At 72.5% G+C, this 16,527-nt stretch carries 14 protein-coding genes; 8 read left to right on the forward strand and 6 right to left on the reverse strand.

Annotation, left to right across the window (positions count from 1 at the left end; translation table 11 throughout):
* Window positions 1–15: 15 nt before the first annotated feature.
* From AB0C33_RS00470 to AB0C33_RS00485, 4 genes are read left to right on the forward strand one after another with little or no spacing between them, the layout of a single operon-like run.
* On the forward strand, window positions 16–993 hold the full coding sequence (locus AB0C33_RS00470; RefSeq protein WP_358282212.1) for a pyridoxal-phosphate dependent enzyme: 978 nt from the start codon (window positions 16–18) through the stop codon (window positions 991–993).
* 37 nt (window positions 994–1,030) lie between these two features.
* Window positions 1,031–1,438 (forward strand): hypothetical protein, encoded by a 408-nt coding sequence (locus tag AB0C33_RS00475; RefSeq protein ID WP_358282213.1) that lies wholly within the window; start codon window positions 1,031–1,033, stop codon window positions 1,436–1,438.
* A gap of 10 nt (window positions 1,439–1,448) precedes the next feature.
* Entirely contained in the window at window positions 1,449–2,939 is a 1,491-nt protein-coding gene (locus AB0C33_RS00480; protein ID WP_358282215.1) for a DUF885 family protein, read from the forward strand.
* 39 nt (window positions 2,940–2,978) lie between these two features.
* The gene (locus tag AB0C33_RS00485) at window positions 2,979–3,863 is read left to right on the forward strand and encodes an SDR family NAD(P)-dependent oxidoreductase (RefSeq protein WP_358282216.1); all 885 of its coding nucleotides are present in this window, start codon (window positions 2,979–2,981) and stop codon (window positions 3,861–3,863) included.
* On the opposite strand, the gene AB0C33_RS00490 is transcribed toward AB0C33_RS00485, so the two are convergent.
* Complete coding sequence (locus tag AB0C33_RS00490; protein WP_358282218.1) at window positions 3,808–4,761, reverse strand: hypothetical protein; 954 nt, start codon at window positions 4,759–4,761, stop codon at window positions 3,808–3,810. The two genes, AB0C33_RS00485 and AB0C33_RS00490, sit on opposite strands and share 56 nt — an antisense overlap.
* A gap of 97 nt (window positions 4,762–4,858) precedes the next feature.
* Between AB0C33_RS00490 and guaA the strand changes: the two genes are divergently transcribed.
* The 4 genes from guaA (at window position 4,859) to AB0C33_RS00510 (ending at window position 9,954) form a co-directional block, all read left to right on the forward strand.
* Window positions 4,859–6,406, forward strand: coding sequence for a glutamine-hydrolyzing GMP synthase (guaA, locus tag AB0C33_RS00495; RefSeq protein ID WP_358282220.1), 1,548 nt, complete (start codon window positions 4,859–4,861; stop codon window positions 6,404–6,406).
* 289 nt (window positions 6,407–6,695) lie between these two features.
* Window positions 6,696–7,874, forward strand: coding sequence for a fused response regulator/phosphatase (locus AB0C33_RS00500; RefSeq protein WP_358282222.1), 1,179 nt, complete (start codon window positions 6,696–6,698; stop codon window positions 7,872–7,874).
* Window positions 7,871–9,493 carry a CHASE3 domain-containing protein gene (locus tag AB0C33_RS00505; protein WP_358282224.1) on the forward strand — a complete coding sequence of 541 codons (1,623 nt, stop codon included), beginning with the start codon at window positions 7,871–7,873 and terminating at the stop codon, window positions 9,491–9,493. Before AB0C33_RS00500 ends, AB0C33_RS00505 begins: the two co-directional genes overlap by 4 nt.
* The gene (locus AB0C33_RS00510; RefSeq protein WP_352318742.1) at window positions 9,490–9,954 is read left to right on the forward strand and encodes a response regulator; all 465 of its coding nucleotides are present in this window, start codon (window positions 9,490–9,492) and stop codon (window positions 9,952–9,954) included. Before AB0C33_RS00505 ends, AB0C33_RS00510 begins: the two co-directional genes overlap by 4 nt.
* Here AB0C33_RS00510 and AB0C33_RS00515 read toward each other — a convergent pair.
* The 5 genes from AB0C33_RS00515 to AB0C33_RS00535 form a co-directional block, all read right to left on the reverse strand.
* Complete coding sequence (locus AB0C33_RS00515) at window positions 9,951–11,429, reverse strand: hypothetical protein (RefSeq protein ID WP_358282226.1); 1,479 nt, start codon at window positions 11,427–11,429, stop codon at window positions 9,951–9,953. The two genes, AB0C33_RS00510 and AB0C33_RS00515, sit on opposite strands and share 4 nt — an antisense overlap.
* Before the next feature lie 28 nt (window positions 11,430–11,457).
* The gene (locus AB0C33_RS00520; protein WP_358282228.1) at window positions 11,458–12,132 is read right to left on the reverse strand and encodes a polysaccharide deacetylase family protein; all 675 of its coding nucleotides are present in this window, start codon (window positions 12,130–12,132) and stop codon (window positions 11,458–11,460) included.
* Between the two features lie 85 nt (window positions 12,133–12,217).
* The gene (locus tag AB0C33_RS00525) at window positions 12,218–12,916 is read right to left on the reverse strand and encodes a class I SAM-dependent methyltransferase (RefSeq protein WP_358282229.1); all 699 of its coding nucleotides are present in this window, start codon (window positions 12,914–12,916) and stop codon (window positions 12,218–12,220) included.
* On the reverse strand, window positions 12,903–14,153 hold the full coding sequence (locus tag AB0C33_RS00530) for a glycosyltransferase (protein ID WP_358282230.1): 1,251 nt from the start codon (window positions 14,151–14,153) through the stop codon (window positions 12,903–12,905). The genes AB0C33_RS00525 and AB0C33_RS00530 overlap by 14 nt, the downstream gene beginning before the upstream one ends.
* A gap of 106 nt (window positions 14,154–14,259) precedes the next feature.
* Window positions 14,260–16,434 (reverse strand): hypothetical protein, encoded by a 2,175-nt coding sequence (locus AB0C33_RS00535; protein ID WP_358282231.1) that lies wholly within the window; start codon window positions 16,432–16,434, stop codon window positions 14,260–14,262.
* Window positions 16,435–16,527 lie beyond the last annotated feature (93 nt).

Consider the following 16,527-nt stretch of genomic DNA (forward strand, 5'->3'; position numbering starts at 1 on the left):
TGACAGGGTGGTCCGGTGAGCTGGAGCACGCGCGCGCTCGACGCGCTGGCCGCCGGGCCGCCGACCAGGCTGATCGACTTCCCCGTCCGGGTCCCCGGCGTGCGCCTGCTGCTGAAGGACGAGTCCGGTCAGCCCACGGGCAGCCTGCGGCACCGGCACGCCAGGGCGCTGTTCCGGCGGGCCGTGCTCGACGGCTCGATCACCGAGGGCACCACCGTGGTCGAGGCCACCGGCGGCAACGCCGCGGTCGCGCAGGCGTGGTTCGCCCGGCGGCTCGGCCTGCCCTACGTCGTGGTCATGCCGGGCGCGCCCGACCCGGCGCGGGCCCGCGCGGTCGAGGCGCTGGGCGGCGAGTGCAGGTTCGTGACGCCGCCCCTGGCCATCTACGACGCGGCCAGGGAGGCGGCCGGGGAGGTCGGGGGCCACTACCTCGACCAGTTCGGCCGGGCCACGCCGCACGACCTGGCCGAAGAGCTGTTCGCCCAGGTCCGTCCCGACTGGGTGGTGACCGGCGCGGCCACCGGCGCGACCTCGGCCACGCTCGGCGCCGCGGCCGGGGCGCACGGCTGCCGGGTGGCGGTCGCCGATCCCGACAACTCCGCCTACTTCCCGGGCTGGACCCTCGACGTGCCCGACTACGCCACCGGCATGCCCTCGCGGATCGAGGGCGTCGGCCGTCCGCGCGTGGAGCCGGGGTTCCGGTCCGACCTGGTCGATCTGGTGGTGCCGGTGCCCGACGCGGCGGGCGTGGCGGCGGCCAGGCGCATCAGGGAGGTCACCGGGCTGCCGGTGGGCGGCTCGTCCGGCACCGCGCTGTGGGCCGCGCTCGAACTGGCCGGGCGCATGCGGGCCAGGGGCGAGAGCGGCACGATCGTCTCGCTGGTGGGCGACGCGGCCGAGCGGCACCTGGCGACGTACCACGACGACGCCTGGGCCGCCGGCAAGGGCCTCGACGTCGCCGGCCGCCTCACCGAGTTGCGGCAGCGGGTCTGATCCAGCCTTCCAGCCCCGCCAGGAAGTCCTCGAACAGGTGGCGGTGGATCGTGTGCTCGGCCCCCGTGACCACGCGCACCTCGAACCCCTTGCCCCGCAACTCCTCGCGCTCGTCGCCGGGCTGTCCTCGGCGGTGTTCCTGGGCATCCCGCTGGCGATGCCGACGTTCGAGGGCATGATCGTCTACAACGTCGCGCACGGCATCGCGTTCGGCGTCTACCTGGCCGTGGACATGGCCCTGGTGACGAAGGTGCTGCCGGCCCCCGGCGACGCGGGCAAGGACATGGGCGTCCTCAACATCGCCAACGCCGGGCCGCAGATCCTGGCGCCCGCCCTCGCCGCAGTCGTGGTGGGGACGGGCGGCTATCCGGCGCTGTTCGTCGTGGGCATCGTGATCTCGCTGGTCGGCTCCGTCGGGGTCCTCAGGATCAGGGGTGTGCGCTAGCGTCGGCGACATGACGGAACTTGACCCCAGATTGCGCGCGATCACCGATTTGATGGTGTCCGAGGCGCGCGAGGGGGGCGGCAGGCACGAGTACGACGGCCAGATCCAGGACCTGTCGCCCGAGGGCGTACGGGACGGCCTGGCGCGCCTCGGCAAGGGCGACGCGCCGGCCGACCCGCACGACGCCGAGCATCTGCAGATCTTCGAGGAGGCCATGCGCATCCAGTTCGGCGAGCTGGAGCTGCACCGCAAGAACCCGCTGATCCACCTGTCCAACCTCGACCTGGCCTGCTACGACCGCGACTACGGCCCCGAGGCCGAGCGCGCCGCCGCCAGGGCCGCCCACCTCGCGCAGTGGCCGGCCGCCGTGGACGCCGCGGTCGCCGCGCTCGACCAGGTCGCGGCCCCGGTCGCCACGTCCCTGCTGGGCGCGGTCAAGGGCCTGGCCGCGGGCATCACCGACGAGGCCGCGATCGAGGCCCACGGCAGGCTCGTGGCCCACGTGGCCCGCGCCGCCGCCGAGGGCGACCCCGACGCCGCGCTCGGAGGCGCGGCCCTGGTCAAGCTCATGAGCAGCGCCGAGGGCCTGCCGGTCGACCTGGGCAGGCTGGCCGAGCGCGCCGACGCCGAACGCGACCGGCTCATGGGCCTGCTCGCCGAGTCCTGCGCCAAGCTCGGACGTTCCGAGCGGCCCCTCGACGTCGTCCGCGAGCTGGTCAAGGACCACCCCGACGCCGACGGCGTGATCGAGGCGGCCCGGATCGGCACCGAACGGGCCATCGCCTTCACCCGTGAGAAGGACCTCGTGCCCTACCACGACGGCGAGTGCCAGGTCGGGCTGGCGCCGGAGTCGCGCCGCTGGGCCATGGCCATGATGGCGTGGAACTCGCCGGGCGAGCCCGAGGGGCCGTCCTGGTACCACATCACGCCGCCGGACGCGTCCTGGAGCGAGCAGGACCAGGAGGAGTGGCTGGAGGTCTTCAGCGCCACCACGCTGCCCGCGATCAACGTGCACGAGGTGGCCCCCGGCCACTTCTCGCACGGCCGCGCGCTCCGCCGGGCCCCCTCCGACGTGCGGCGGCTGCTGCAGTCGATGGCCTTCGTCGAGGGCTGGGCCCACTACGCCGAGGAGCTGTGCGTCGAGGAGGGCTACGCGCCCGACGACCCGCGGTTCGAGATCGGCGTCTGGGTGGAGGCCCTGATCCGGGTCACCCGGCTGGCCTGCGCGATCGGCGTGCACACCGGGCAGATGACGGTCGAGGAGGGCGCGCGGCGCTTCGAGTCCGACACCCACCTGGCCGGTCCCGCCGCGCTGTCGGAGGCCCGCCGCGCCTCCTTCGACCCGACGTACGGTCGCTACACCTGGGGCAAGCTGCTCATCCTCGACCTGCGCGAGCAGGCCCGCACGCAGTGGGGAGCGGGCTTCACGCTCCAGCGCTTCCACAAGGCGCTGTTCGACCTCGGCTCGCCGCCCCTGGGCCTGATCGGCGCGATCCTGTAGCGTCGGGGTAGCCGAGCGAGCGCTAGGGAGGTTCAGGCGGTGCGTGAACTGTCCGGCAGGGTCGCGGTGGTGACGGGCGCGGCCAGCGGCATCGGCAGGGCCCTGGCCGTCCGGTTCGCCGCCGAGGGCATGGCGTTGATGCTGGCCGACGTCGATCCCGGCGGGCTGGCCGAGACGGCCGCGCTCGCGGGGAAGGCGTCCGCCGGGCCGGGCGAGGTGCTCACGCAGGTCACCGACGTCTCGGACGCGGCGGCCGTGCAGCACCTGGCCGACCGGAGCTTCGGCGAGCTGGGCGCGGTGCACGTGCTGTGCAACAACGCCGGCGTCTATCAGGGCGGCCGCCTGTGGACCAGGACCGCCGAGGACTTCGCCTGGCTGCTCGGCGTGAACCTGTGGGGCGTGCTGCACGGCGTGCGCGCGTTCGTGCCGCGCATGATGGCACAGGACACCGAGGGGCACGTGGTCAACACCGTGTCCGTGGCGGGGCTGCTCGCCGCGCCGGGCGCGGGCGGTTACGCGGTCACCAAGTACGCCGCGCTGGCCGCCTCGCAGTCGCTGGCCCAGGACCTGGCCGCCGTGGGCTCCAAGCTCCGCGTGACCGCGCTGTGCCCCGGCGCGGTCAGGACGCGGATCGACGACTCGGCCCGCTCCCGCCCGGCCGACCTGGTCAGCACCCCGACGGACGACGAGACGGCCGCCCGCGAGGCCGTCGGGGCGGCCATGGCGCGCGGCGTCGAGCCCGCCGAGGTCGCCGCCCTGGTCGTGCGGGCCATCCACGAGGAACGGTTCCTCGTGCTGACCCACCCCGAGTTCGCCGACCGGCTGCGCAGGCAGACCGAGCTGCTGCTGGCCGGCGAACTGCCCGGCGCTACCAGCGGCGCTCGTGGGACAGCACGCTCACCACGCTCCCGCGCCGCGGATTGACCAGCAGCCGGACGAAGTCGCCCGGCAGCACGTCCTGGTAGACGCGCTCCTTGGCCCGGTACGCCGGCGCCCGCTCCGACGTGCCGTCGTGCACCGCCAGGTAACAGGTGCGCGAGGAGGACAGGTCGTCGCCGTGCTCGGTCACGATCCAGCGCTTGACCACCCGCCCCTCGACCTCCTGCCGCTTGGGCGCGCCGCCGTCGCGCGGAGCGGGCTCGACCAGGACGCCGCGCCACCCGTCGCCGGTGAAGATCCACTCCTGCCGCGGGTCCACCGGGGCCGGCTCGGGCCCGGCGACCTCGCGGCCGAGCGGCGTCAGCACGAACCCCCGCCCGCCCAGCAGCAGCGCGGCCCCGGCCACGAACGCCCCGGCCGTCGCGATCCAGCCGGGCCACGACACGCCCGCCTGCGAGATGGTGACGTACCAGGGCACGGCGAGCCCGGCGGCCAGCAGCAGCGGCACGAGCATGCTCTGCCAGCGCCGCCGGGCCAGCCCGAGGTCGATGGCGCTCTGCCGCACCAGGGGCACGAACTCGGCGTCGAGGTCGCCGCTGTCCGGCATCAGGGCGACGACCGGCGCCTGCGGCGCTCCGCCCATCCGAGCGGCCACCCGGTCGAGCACCCACCGCTCGTACGGCCACACCTGCCCCTCGCCCGTCGCGGAGAGCGTGAGCCGGTCGCCCCGGATCGTCAGGAACCCGCGCCTGGCCAGCTCGAAGACCGTGGCGTGGAAGACCTCACCGGCCCGCAGCCCGCGTAAGAGCTCGACGACGGCGGGCGGCGCCGGGGGAGCAGGGGCCGCCGGGGGCGCGGCGGCCCGGCGCGTCGTCAACCCGAACGCGGCGGCCAGCGCGGCGAACCACAGGGCCCACGCCGAGGCCGGCCAGACAAGATCCACCGTTCTGTGTTAGCACGAGTGACGGTGTGAGGCCAGGCGTAATACCCGAGGCCGATACAATGAAGGCACCGCATTTCGCCTTTGGGGGGTTCTCACGGTGTCTGAATTCGACACAGTGCTGGTGGTCGACTTCGGCGCACAGTACGCGCAGCTCATCGCGAGGCGGGTGCGCGAGTGCCACGTCTACTCCGAGATCGTGCCGTCGTCGATGTCCGTCGAGGAGATGATGGCCAAGAAGCCGAAGGCGATCATCCTGTCCGGCGGCCCGTCGTCGGTCTACGCCGAAGGCGCGCCGCCCGTGCCGCACGGCCTGTTCTCGACCGGCGTGCCCACGTTCGGCATCTGTTACGGCTTCCAGGCCATGGCCCAGGCGCTGGGCGGCGAGGTCGCCCGCACGGGCGTCGCCGAATACGGCGGCACCGCGCTGGAGGTGCTCGACGAGGGCGTCATCTTCCAGGGGCTGCCCGCCGCGCAGACCGTCTGGATGTCCCACGGCGACAGCGTGGCCGCGGCCCCCGAGGGCTTCGCGGTCACCGCCTCCACGAGCGAGACGCCGGTCGCCGCCTTCGAGCACCCCGAGCGCGGCCTGTACGGCGTGCAGTTCCATCCCGAGGTGCTCCACTCCGAGCACGGTCAGGCCGTGCTCAAGCACTTCCTCGACGCGGCCGGCTGCCGTCCGTCGTGGACCATGCTCAACATCGTCGAGGACTCCGTCGAGGCCGTGCGCCGGCAGGTCGGCGACGGCCGCGCCATCTGCGCGCTGTCGGGCGGCGTCGACTCCGCGGTGGCCGCGGCGATCGTCCAGCGGGCCATCGGCGACCGGCTGACCTGCGTCTTCGTCGACCACGGGCTGCTGCGCAAGGGCGAGGCCGAGCAGGTCGAGCGCGACTTCGTGGCCGTCACGGGCGTCAAGCTGCGCGTCGTCGACGCCGCCGACCGCTTCCTGAAGGCGCTGGAGGGCGTCACCGACCCGGAGGAGAAGCGGAAGATCATCGGCCGCGAGTTCATCCGCGTCTTCGAGGACGAGAAGCGCGCCATCATGGCCGACGGCCCGGTCGACTTCCTGGTCCAGGGCACCCTCTACCCCGACGTCGTCGAGTCCGGCGGCGGCACGGGCACCGCCAACATCAAGTCCCACCACAACGTCGGCGGCCTGCCGGAAGACCTTCAGTTCAAGCTGGTCGAGCCGCTGCGCGCGCTGTTCAAGGACGAGGTCCGCCGGGCCGGCGAAGAGCTGGGCCTGCCGCCCGCCATGGTCTGGCGGCAGCCGTTCCCCGGCCCCGGGCTCGGCATCCGCATCGTCGGCGAGGTCACCCGCGACCGCCTGGCGCTGCTGCGCGAGGCCGACGCCATCGCCCGCGAAGAGCTCTCCCGCGCCGGCCTCGACCGGCAGATCTGGCAGTGCCCGGTGGTGCTGCTGGCCGACGTGCGCTCGGTGGGCGTGCAGGGCGACGGCCGCACCTACGGCCACCCGGTCGTGCTCCGGCCGGTGACGTCCGAGGACGCGATGACGGCCGACTGGGCCCGGGTGCCCTACGACGTCCTGTCGCGCATCTCCACCCGCATCACCAACGAGGTGCGCGAGGTCAACCGGGTGGTGGTCGACGTCACGAGCAAGCCCCCGGGCACCATCGAGTGGGAATGACGCCGTGTGCGAACGGCCCGGACCGGCTGACGGTTCCGGGCCGTTCGTATGTCCGGCCATGAGCGGTTAATGCAGGTCAGGGCGTTGGTTATGGTGGAAGGAGGTCGATTCGCCAGACCCCCTCGACCCCGGCCCGTGACGAATTGCTTGGCCTGTGGACGCATACCGGAAAGTTTCCTGGGAAAAGTGCGTGAGTTTGGGCCACTTCTTGGCCGTAGTGGGCAGTGGGGCACCTGAGGCGTCGATTCGTTAGAGCCCAGTGCCGGTGACGAAGGGTGCAATTGCCAACATGGCCCATGCGAGTGAGGATGTCCGGCAGCCGTTGGTGTTGCTCGTGGAGGACGATCCGCAGGATGCGCTGATCGTCCAGGAGCTGCTGGAGGACAGCGGCCTTGCCGTCCGGCTGGAGTGGGCGCGTTCGGTGGACGAGGCCCGCAGGGCGCTGGCCCGGCTGCGCCCTCAGTGCGTGCTGCTCGACCTCGGCCTGCCCGACGCCTACGAGTTCTCCGCCCTGTCGTCGGTGCTGGAGGAGGCCGGGGACGCCGCGGTCGTCGTGCTGACCGGCCTGGCCGAGGAGAGCGCGGGCCTCGCCGCGGTGACCGCCGGAGCCCAGGACTACCTGGTCAAGGGCCGGGTCGAGGCCGAATGGCTGGGCCGCACGCTGCGTTACGCCATGCAGCGCAAGCAGGCCGAGCAGGCGGCCGTGGCGCTGCACACCGCACGGATGCGAGCCAAGGAGAACGCCCGCCTGGAGCGCGGCCTGCTGCCGACCCCGCTGCTGCAGGAGATGCCCCTGGAGGTCGCCTCCCGCTACCGGGCCAGCCGCGGCTCGGCCACGCTCGGCGGCGACTTCTTCGACGTCGTCGAGACCGACGACAAGGTCGTGCACGCGGTGATCGGCGACGTCTGCGGCCACGGGCCCGACGAGGCGGCGCTCGGCGTCTGCCTGCGCATCGCCTGGCGGGCGCTGGTGCTCAACGGCATGACCGGCGTCCCGCTGCTGCGCCAGCTCGAACGCATTCTGCGGGCCGAGCGGGCCGGCTCCGAGATCTTCGTCACGATGTCCACGGTGGTCCTGGAGCCCGACCGGCACACGATGCGCGTCTGGCGCGCCGGACACCCCGGCCTGCTGGTGCACACGGCCGACTCCGTGCTCCTCGCCGACCCGCGGCAGGGGCCCGCGCTCGGCCTGCCCATCGAGGCCGACTGGGAGGAGGACCTCCTGGAGCTGCCCGAGGGCGGCGGCGTGACGCTCTACACCGACGGCCTCTTCGAGCGCCGGCTGCCGGGCGACACTCCGCGGTGGCTGGGCGAGGAGGGCCTGCTGGAGCTGTCCTCCCGGTGGACGGGCCTGGGCAGCGAGGAACTGCTCGACGCGATCCTCGCCGACGTCGAGGCGGCCTCCGTCCACGACGCGGCGGCCGACGACGTCGCCGTCGTGCACCTGCGCTGGAAAGACGAATCGTGAGCGAACAGGCGTCCGTGCTGGAGAGGCAGGCCGTGCAGAAGGTTTCCCGTACGCGTGGCGGCGAGCAGGGCTGGCGGCGGCTGACCGTCCACGGCTGGTTCGTGCTGATGATCGCGGCCGTGTCGGTCCTGGTGGTCACCTGCGTCGTGGTCGCCACCGTGATGCTCGACCGCACCGCGCGGCTGTCCGACCAGGTCATCCTGCGCATCTCGCCGGCCAGGATCGAGGCCGCCCAGTTGCGCAGCACCCTGATCGACCAGGAGACCGGCGTACGCGGTTTCCTGCTGACCGGCAACGAGGACTTCCTCCAGCCGTACACGGCGGGCATGGAGGCCGAGCGGCACAGCCGCGAGCGCATCGCCGCGCTCATCGGCGACCGTCCGGAGCTGGTCAGTGAGCTGAACGCGGTCAGGGACGCGGCGGCCACCTGGCGGCGCGACTACGCCGAGCCGCTCACCGCCGACAAGCGGGCCGACGGGGTCATCTCCGCCGCCCGCATCGAGAGCGGCAAGCACGCCTTCGACCAGATCAGGGCGCTGCTCGACCGGCAGGACGACCGGCTGGCCAAGGCCCGGCAGCGCGCCCAGGAGGAGCTGCGACAGGTCGAGCAGGTCCGCAACCTGGCCTTCGTCATCATGCTGATCCTGTTCCTGGTGGCCGGCGTCGCGATGGCGGTGCTGCTGCGGCGGGCGATCGGGCGTCCGCTCGACGAGCTGCGCGAGGCCGCCCGCGACATCGCCGCCGGCGACTTCGACCGGGCGATCCCCGCCAGCGGGCCGGCCGACATCCGCGAGGTCGCACGGGACGTGGAGTCGATGCGGACGAAGATCGTCTTTGCCCTCGAAGAGTTCCGCAAGCAGCATGTCGTGCTGCGTGAGCAGGCGGCCGGCCTCGACGCCCAGGCCGAGGAGCTGCGGCGGTCGAACGCCGAGCTGGAGCAGTTCGCCTACGTCGCCTCCCACGACCTCCAGGAGCCGCTGCGCAAGATCGCCACGTTCTGCCAGCTCCTCCAGAAGCGCTACGGCGACGTGCTCGACGAGCGCGGCGTCCAGTACATCCACTTCGCCGTGGACGGCGCCACCCGTATGCAGGTCCTGATCAACGACCTGCTCACCTTCTCCCGCGTCGGCCGCCTGTACGACGACCGCAAGCCGGTCGACCTGGCGGAGTCGCTCGACAAGGCGCTGGTGGACCTGTCGGCGGTGATCGAGGAGACCGGCGCCGAGATCGAGCGGCCCGACCCGCTGCCCAACGTGATCGGCGACCCCACCATGCTCGGCATGCTCTGGCAGAACCTCGTCGGCAACGCGCTGAAGTTCCGCGCCCCCGACCGCGCCCCGCGCATCCGGATCACCTGCGAGCAGCGGGAGAACGAGTGGCTGTTCTCGGTCACCGACAACGGCATCGGCGTGGAGGCCGAGTTCGCCGATAAGATCTTCATCATCTTCCAGCGCCTGCACAGCCGCGAGGCCTACAGCGGCACCGGCATCGGCCTGGCGATGTGCAAGAAGATCGTGGAGAACCACGGCGGTACGATCTGGCTCGACACCGGCCACACCGAGGGAGCCCGGATCAGCTTCACCCTGCCCGCCGTCACCGACGAAGGAGCAACCGCATGACCGTCCAGCCCATCGAAGTGCTCCTGGTCGAGGACGATCCCGGTGACGAGCTCATCACCCGCGAGGCGTTCGAGGACAACAAGATCCGCAACAACCTCCACGTCGTGCGCGACGGCCTGGAGGCGCTCGACTTCATCTACCAGCGCGGGGCGCACGTGGGCGCGCCGCGGCCCGACCTCGTCCTGCTCGACCTCAACCTGCCCAAGTACGACGGGCGACAGGTGCTGGAGAAGATCAAGGGCGATCCTGAGCTGCGGGCGATCCCGGTCGTCGTCCTGACCACCTCCTCGGCCGAGGAGGACATCCTGCGCAGCTACAAGCTGTTCGCCAACGCGTACGTGACCAAGCCCGTCGACCTTGAGCAGTTCATGGCCGTCATCCGGCAGATCGACGAGTTCTTCGTCACCGTGGTGCGGCTGCCGGGCCGTACCCGGCTGCCCGACGGCCAGGGCCTGGCCTAGCCGCCCTGGTCGTCCGGCCCGGTCTCGGCGGCGGGCGGGGCCGGCCGGCGCAGCGCGCGCCACGCCGACCGGGCCGCGGCGAGCAGCAGCCGCCCGGCGCTCGCCAGGAGCAGCGGCACCAGCAGCAGCCCGACGAAGATCGGCGCGGCCATGTACCGGAAGTCCTGGGCCGAGATGTTGGCCAGCACGGCGAGCTGCTGCCCGGCCACGACCGCCGCCACCCCGACCACATAGCGGTTGCGCAGGGCCAGCGCCCCCAGCGCCACCGCCGCGTACGACAGGTAGGCCCACGAGGCCCCCCGCCACAACACCCAGTCCCACTGCGGGAGCAGCGCCCCCGTCAGCCACGGCTCGGCCACCTGGTTCAGCTCGGCCGACAACGGCCGGAGCGAGAACACCCCCCGGCCGGCGAAGTCCGGCACCTTGCCGGGCCCCACGTAGGTGTCGGCGCTGGGCCGCCGCGAGAACCGGTACGTCATCCCGCCGACCACGTACGGGTCCTGCACCGGGCTCCACGCGATGGCCCCCCGGCACAGGCGGGTGCCGACGATCATCCCGGGGTCACTGGTCAGCAACCGCTCCCACAGGCCGAGCAGCTCGCCCGCGTGCGCGTCGGCGGCCGGCCAGCTGAAGTCGCGACGCCAGATCAGCAGGTTGACCGTGGCGCAGGTGCCGCCCTCCCACCACCTGCTGAGCGGCGCGACCGAGGTCATCAGCGCCTTGTCCTGCTCGGTGAACAGCTCCGGCCGCTCCCTGAACGCCACCGCCACGTCGGCGTAGGCCGTGTGGTAGACGTACGTGCTGGACGGCGGCGTGATGCCGAAGCGGGGGAACAGCAGGTTCGTCAGCAGCAGCGGCACGGCGGCCGCCACCGTGCCGACGAGCGCGAGCCGGACCCGCCGCGTGGCGACGACCACCAGCAGGACGACGACGGCGATGCCCACCACCAGGAAGCCGTTCGCGCGGAACAGCCCGAGCAGCGTCATGAGCACGCCGAGCCCGGCCAGGGAGACCCGCCGGCGCGCGGCCATGCGCGCGCAGACCCCGGCGATCATGATCGCGCAGATCGTGAACGGCACGTCCTTCCACAACGTGACCGTGAACGCCCCCACCGTCGGCGTCACCGGCGCCAGCACCGCCACCAGCGTCGTGGCCCACCGCGGCGCCCCCAGCGCGCAGAGCGACCGCGCCAGGTACGTCAGCGCCCCCGCCATCGCCGTGGTCTGCGCGAACGTGACCGCCCCGAGGTCACCCGTCCTGGTGAAGCTCAGCCACAACAACGCGTCGTAGGCCACCGAATGATCGCTCACCCACGGGCCGACGATCGTGTGGCTGAGATAGAGCACCGAGTCGCGGCTGAACAGCCCGGGGTAGAAGGCCGCCCACCAGCAGGCGAGCACCGCCTGAATGATCAGGAAGGTGACGAGGGCGACCCACGGCCTGGGACGTGCGGCGGCGGGGCTGACGCTCTCCATGGTTCCAGCACTCAGGAGGAAGACGTGCTCAGAAGTAGCTCACTCCGGAGTCGGGCCCCTTGCCGCGCAGCAGCGTCGGGACGGTGACGAGGGTGTAGCCCTGCTTCTTGAGCTCCTTGAGGATCTCGGGCATCGCCTTGACGGTCTGCGGGACCGTGTCGTGCATGAGGATGACGCCGTCGCGCTTGGCCAGCTTGAGCACGGTCGCCTTGATCTTCTTGGCGTCGCGCAGTTTCCAGTCGAGGGTGGTGCCCGTCCACAGGATCTCGGCGAGGTCCTGCTGGTCGGCCATCCGCAGCACGCGTTCGTCGGTGTGCCCGTAGGGCGGGCGGTACATCGTCGGCCGCCGGCCTGTGGCGTCCTGGATGAGGGCCTGGGTGGTGCGCAGCTCCTCGATGATGTCGTCGTCGCGCAGCGTCGGCAGCGAGGGGTGGGAGTAGGTGTGGTCGCCGATCGCGTGCCCCTCCGCGGCCTGCTGCCCGGCCAGCGCCGGACGCCGCTCGACCTGCTTGCCGACGAGGAAGAAGGTGGCCTTGGCCCCCTCCTTCTTGAGCACCTTGAGCAGCGTCGCCGTGTGCTCGCTGGGGCCGTCGTCGAAGGTCAGCGCCAGGCACTTGAGCCGGGCGCAGTCGATCTTCGGGGCGGCGGCCGCGGGCGTGGCGGTCAGGGCCAGGGTGGCCGCGAGGAGGGCGTGAATCACCACACGCGACAGCCTAGAACCATCCGGGCCCGTCCGCGTCACCGGACATCGACTTGAGATCTGACCCCGGCCTGTGGTTCGGCAGCCGTCACCTGCCCAGCCTGGCCCGCAGGAACAGCGTCACGCCCTTCAGCGACCTGACCGGGAGGTAGCGCTCGGCGCGCACCACCATCGACAGGCCCGCGTTGACCACCGCGGGCGTGCGCTGCAGGTCGCTGCCCCTCGACCGCCGCCGGTGCCGGGCCACCAGCGGACGCAGCAGCACGTTCCAGCTCCACAGCCGGTCCACCCTCAGCCCGGCCTTCTCCACCACGACGGTCAGCGTGTCGCGGCCGTAGCGGCGGACGTGGCCCACGGCGTCGTCGTGCGCCGACCACAGCGCCATGTCGCACGGGACGGCGATCAGCGCGTGCCCGCCGGGCGCCAGCACCCGGGCGATCTCCTCGGTGACGAGATGGTCCTCGTGGATGTGTTCGAGCACGTCGAACGCGGTCACCAGGTCCATGCTCGACGTCTCGAACGGCAGTGCCCGCGCGTCGGCGTGCACGGCCTTGAGCCCGCGTTCCCTGGCGACCTCGACCGCCGTCTCGCAGTAGTCCGTCGCGGTGGCGTCCCAGCCCGCCTCGACCAGCACCCGGGTGTTCCCGCCGCCGGCCGCGCCGACATCGAGGGCCCGCCCGGGACGGCCCAGCTCGCGCAGCTCCCTGCGCAGGATCGCCCGGCGCTCGCGGTACCACCAGTGGGTGTCCTCAAGGTCGAGCAGCCGGCGGATCTCAGTGGTTTCCATGTGGTTGGTTCCTTGTGCGGGAGAAGACCCAGCGGTCCAGGGCGGTGAAGCGGATCAGGGTGAGCAGTCCGTACGTGGCGACCACCGCGCTCATCTCCATCAGCCGTCCGGCCCCCGGCGACACGCTGCGCAGGCCGAGCACGGCGGAGGTGGTCAGGAGGTAGTTCGCCAGGAAGAGCAGCGCCGCCCGGAAGTGCATCGCGGTACGCCGTCCGCCCAGCCGGTTGAACGTCCAGCGCCGGTTCGCCTCGGTGTTGACGAACCCGGTGAGCACCAGCGCGCCCAGGTTGGCCGGCGCGGGCGCCCACACGCCGCGCAACGGCAGGTAGATGAGCGCGTACAGCAGGACGGAGAACACGCCGATCGCGGCGAACGAGGCGAACTTCGCCAGCGTCACCGCCCTCGGCCGGGCGACCACCGCGTCGGGATGCGTGGGCCTGAGCTCCGAACGCGCCACCTCGACGTCGGCCCGGCCCATGGACATCGACCAGGCGACCCTGGCCAGGCCCTTCAGGTCGTCGATCGCCGTCCTGACCACGCGGACGCGCGAGTCGGTGTCCTCGATCCAGTCGACGGGCACCTCGTGCACGCGCAGGCCGTTGTGCTCGGCCAGCAGCAGCAGCTCGGTGTCGAAGAACCAGGCGTCGTCCTCGATCTTGTCCATGAGCGGCCGGACCACGTCGGTCCTGGCCGCCTTGAACCCGCACTGGGCGTCGCTGAACCTGACCCCGAACCCGTACCTGAGCAGCGCGTTGTAGCTGCGCGAGACCACCTCGCGGCGGATCGAGCGCAGGGTGCGGGCGCTGTGCGCGAGCCGGGTGCCGATGGCGATCTCGGAATGCCCGCTCGCCACCGCCGCGACCAGCGGGAACAGCGCGCCCAGGTCGGTGGACAGATCGACGTCCATGTACGCGACGATGTCGGCCGGGCTCTCCCGCCAGGCCGCCTTGAGCGCGGCTCCGCGGCCCCGGATGTCGAGCCGGCGGGCGTGCACCCGGTCGTGCTCGGCGGCCAGCCGGGTGGCGATGGGCCAGGTGTCGTCGGTGCTGCCGTTGTCCACGACCGTGATGCGCCACGGCAGCGGGAACCTGTCCTCCAGGAACGCGGCCAGCGTGCGCACGCAGCCCGGCAGCGCCCGCTCCTCGTTGAGCACCGGGATGACGATGTCGACGGTCGCCAGGCCGGCCGAGGTGTCCAGGACGTTGGGGCTCGGGTCCATGGCGGCACGCGTGTCCATAGAATTCCCTGATCGCTTGCGGCGGTAGGTTCACCGAAATGGTGCTGGGGGCGTCCAGCGGGGCGCGTGCCGTTTCTGCTCACCATTCCATGAACGGGGACAAGCTTTACCTGGTCGTGAGCTCGTACACGGAGACGTCGGCGTTGCGGAAGCGCAGTTCGGCGTATTTCTCCAACGCCGGATCATTGCTGGTGAACAGCCATTTGACGCCGTATTTCCACCAGAGCCTGCGGACGTTCGCGGCCGACGGCTCGCGGAAGGCCGCGTCGTTGTCCGCCAGCCTGGCCTGGTCGGCGAACGGCACCTGGAGGTAGGGGGTCACGAACATCTCGGCGCGCGACAGCGTGCTCTCTGCGTACGCCCACCCCTCGACCAGCACCCGCCGCTCGGTGAACCCCGACACCCAGAAGTGCCTGCTGTCGCACGTACGGCGGGGCGCCGGGTTGCGGCAGTGGAGGTCGGTGGCCACCACGTCACCGGGCGCGGAATGGTCGCGCAGCCACCGTCCGGCCTCCAGTGCCCCGGCCGGGATCAGCCGCTCGCGCTCCCACGGCTCGGGCGCGACGTGCACGACCACCTCCCGCAGCGAGGTCGGCACCGCGTACCCCGCCAGCAGCGCCACCACCGCCAGCGAGAACCCCCTGCGCCGGAACGCCAGCACCACCACGGCCACCCCCGCGAGCACCAGGTACGGGACCAGCACCCGCACCAGCGCCGCACCCGGCGGCACCAGCCGCGCGGCCGCGACGGCCACCGCCGCCCCCGCCCCGGCCAGGCCGGCGACCACCGCCCACGGCACCCGCCGCCGCTCCATGGCCGCCACCACCCCGCACACCGCGGCCACCGACAGGTACGGCCGCACCCCCTCCAGGAAGTAGAGCTGCGCGTCGGACGGATGACCGAGCACCATGATCGCGCCGATGCCCGCCAGCCCGACGCCCACCGGCAGCAGCACCCCCGGATCCAGCAGCCGGGCCTTCAGCGCCAGCACGCCGCCCCACACGCAGAGCAGGCAGAACAGGTGCACACCGGCGAACACCAGCACCGGCCCCCACGGCTCGGCGGCCAGCGCGGGCGGCTGCACGTCCGCCACCACCCCCCACAACGTGCGCATCGTGGCGAACGGCGCCACCACCGTGCCCTGCGCCCCCCGCCCGAACACCACGAACTGCGCGATCAGCAGGCAGCCGGACGTGATCGCCGCCGGCACCAGCCACTCCCGCCGCAGCCGCCGCTCCACCGGCAACCGCACGACCAGCACGAACGCCAGCCCGGCCAGCAGCAATGGCAGGAACGTCGCCTTCGCCCCGGTCAGCGCCAGCAGCAGCACGGCCACCGCCGCCCACCCCGTCGGCCGCATGGCGGTGAGCACCAGCATCACGGGCGCGAACAACAACGCGCCGAACGTCTGCGTCGGGCTGGCCCACGCGGTGAACATCGACCGCGAGGTGAACACCACGCCCTCCTGCAGCACCGGCGCGAACAGGAAGTACGTGACGCCGACCGCCGCGAGCCCCGCGCCCCACCGCCCGCCGAGCCGCCGCCCGAGCACCGCCACGAGCACGATCATCGCGAACGTCATCGGCAACGTGGACAGCCGGTAGACCAGCGTCACCGGCTCGATCCCGGTGACCCAGCTCGTGGCCGCCATCTCGGCGTAGACGAACCAGTGGTAGGACAGCCGCTCGCCCAGCACCGACGGCAGCGTGGGCGGCACGTGGTTCCTGACCTCGCCGAGCAGGGCCAGGTGGTAGGGCATGTCGACGTACGCGTCGGTGATCGGCACGCGGTAGAGCGACCGGGCGCAGAAGGCCAGCAGGTAACCGGCGACCCCCGCCAGCGACCAGGCGCACCACCAGGGCATCCGTTCGCGTTCGGCCCGGCCCCGCCAGTGACGCCGCAACCGCGGCACCGCGAGGAACGCCAAGACGGCGGTGACCGGCCAGCCCAGGACGAGCAGCGGCCGGCCGGCCGCGCGGGCGAGGATGTAGACCAGGACCTCGACCGCGTACCCGAGGGCCAGCCCGGCGGCCACGTCCTCGGCGAACGACCGGCCGCCGCCGGTGAGTGCCCGCCACAGCAACGTCCCCGGCAGCGCCACCCCGAGCAGGACGTACGCGCCGAAGGCCGCCAGATCGCCTGCCGGAACGCCGCACCAGAGCAACACCCAGGCCGCCCCGCCCAGCACCGTCCCGGCCGGCAGCCACCCCGCGAGCAGCCGCCGCGCCCGCCCCGGTGCCCGCCGCCCCCTGACCCCGGCCTCCGCCACCACAGCCGTCATCGCCAAGCCACCCCCTCATGCCCCCGAGCCCCGGCCAGGGATCGCGGGTCGTGTCCAGCCCGCATCGGCGCGACCACCACGAAGGAGAGCGCC

Origin of the sequence: Nonomuraea sp. NPDC048881 (assembly GCF_040649795.1) — a bacterium.
Classification (GTDB): Bacteria; Actinomycetota; Actinomycetes; order Streptosporangiales; family Streptosporangiaceae; genus Nonomuraea.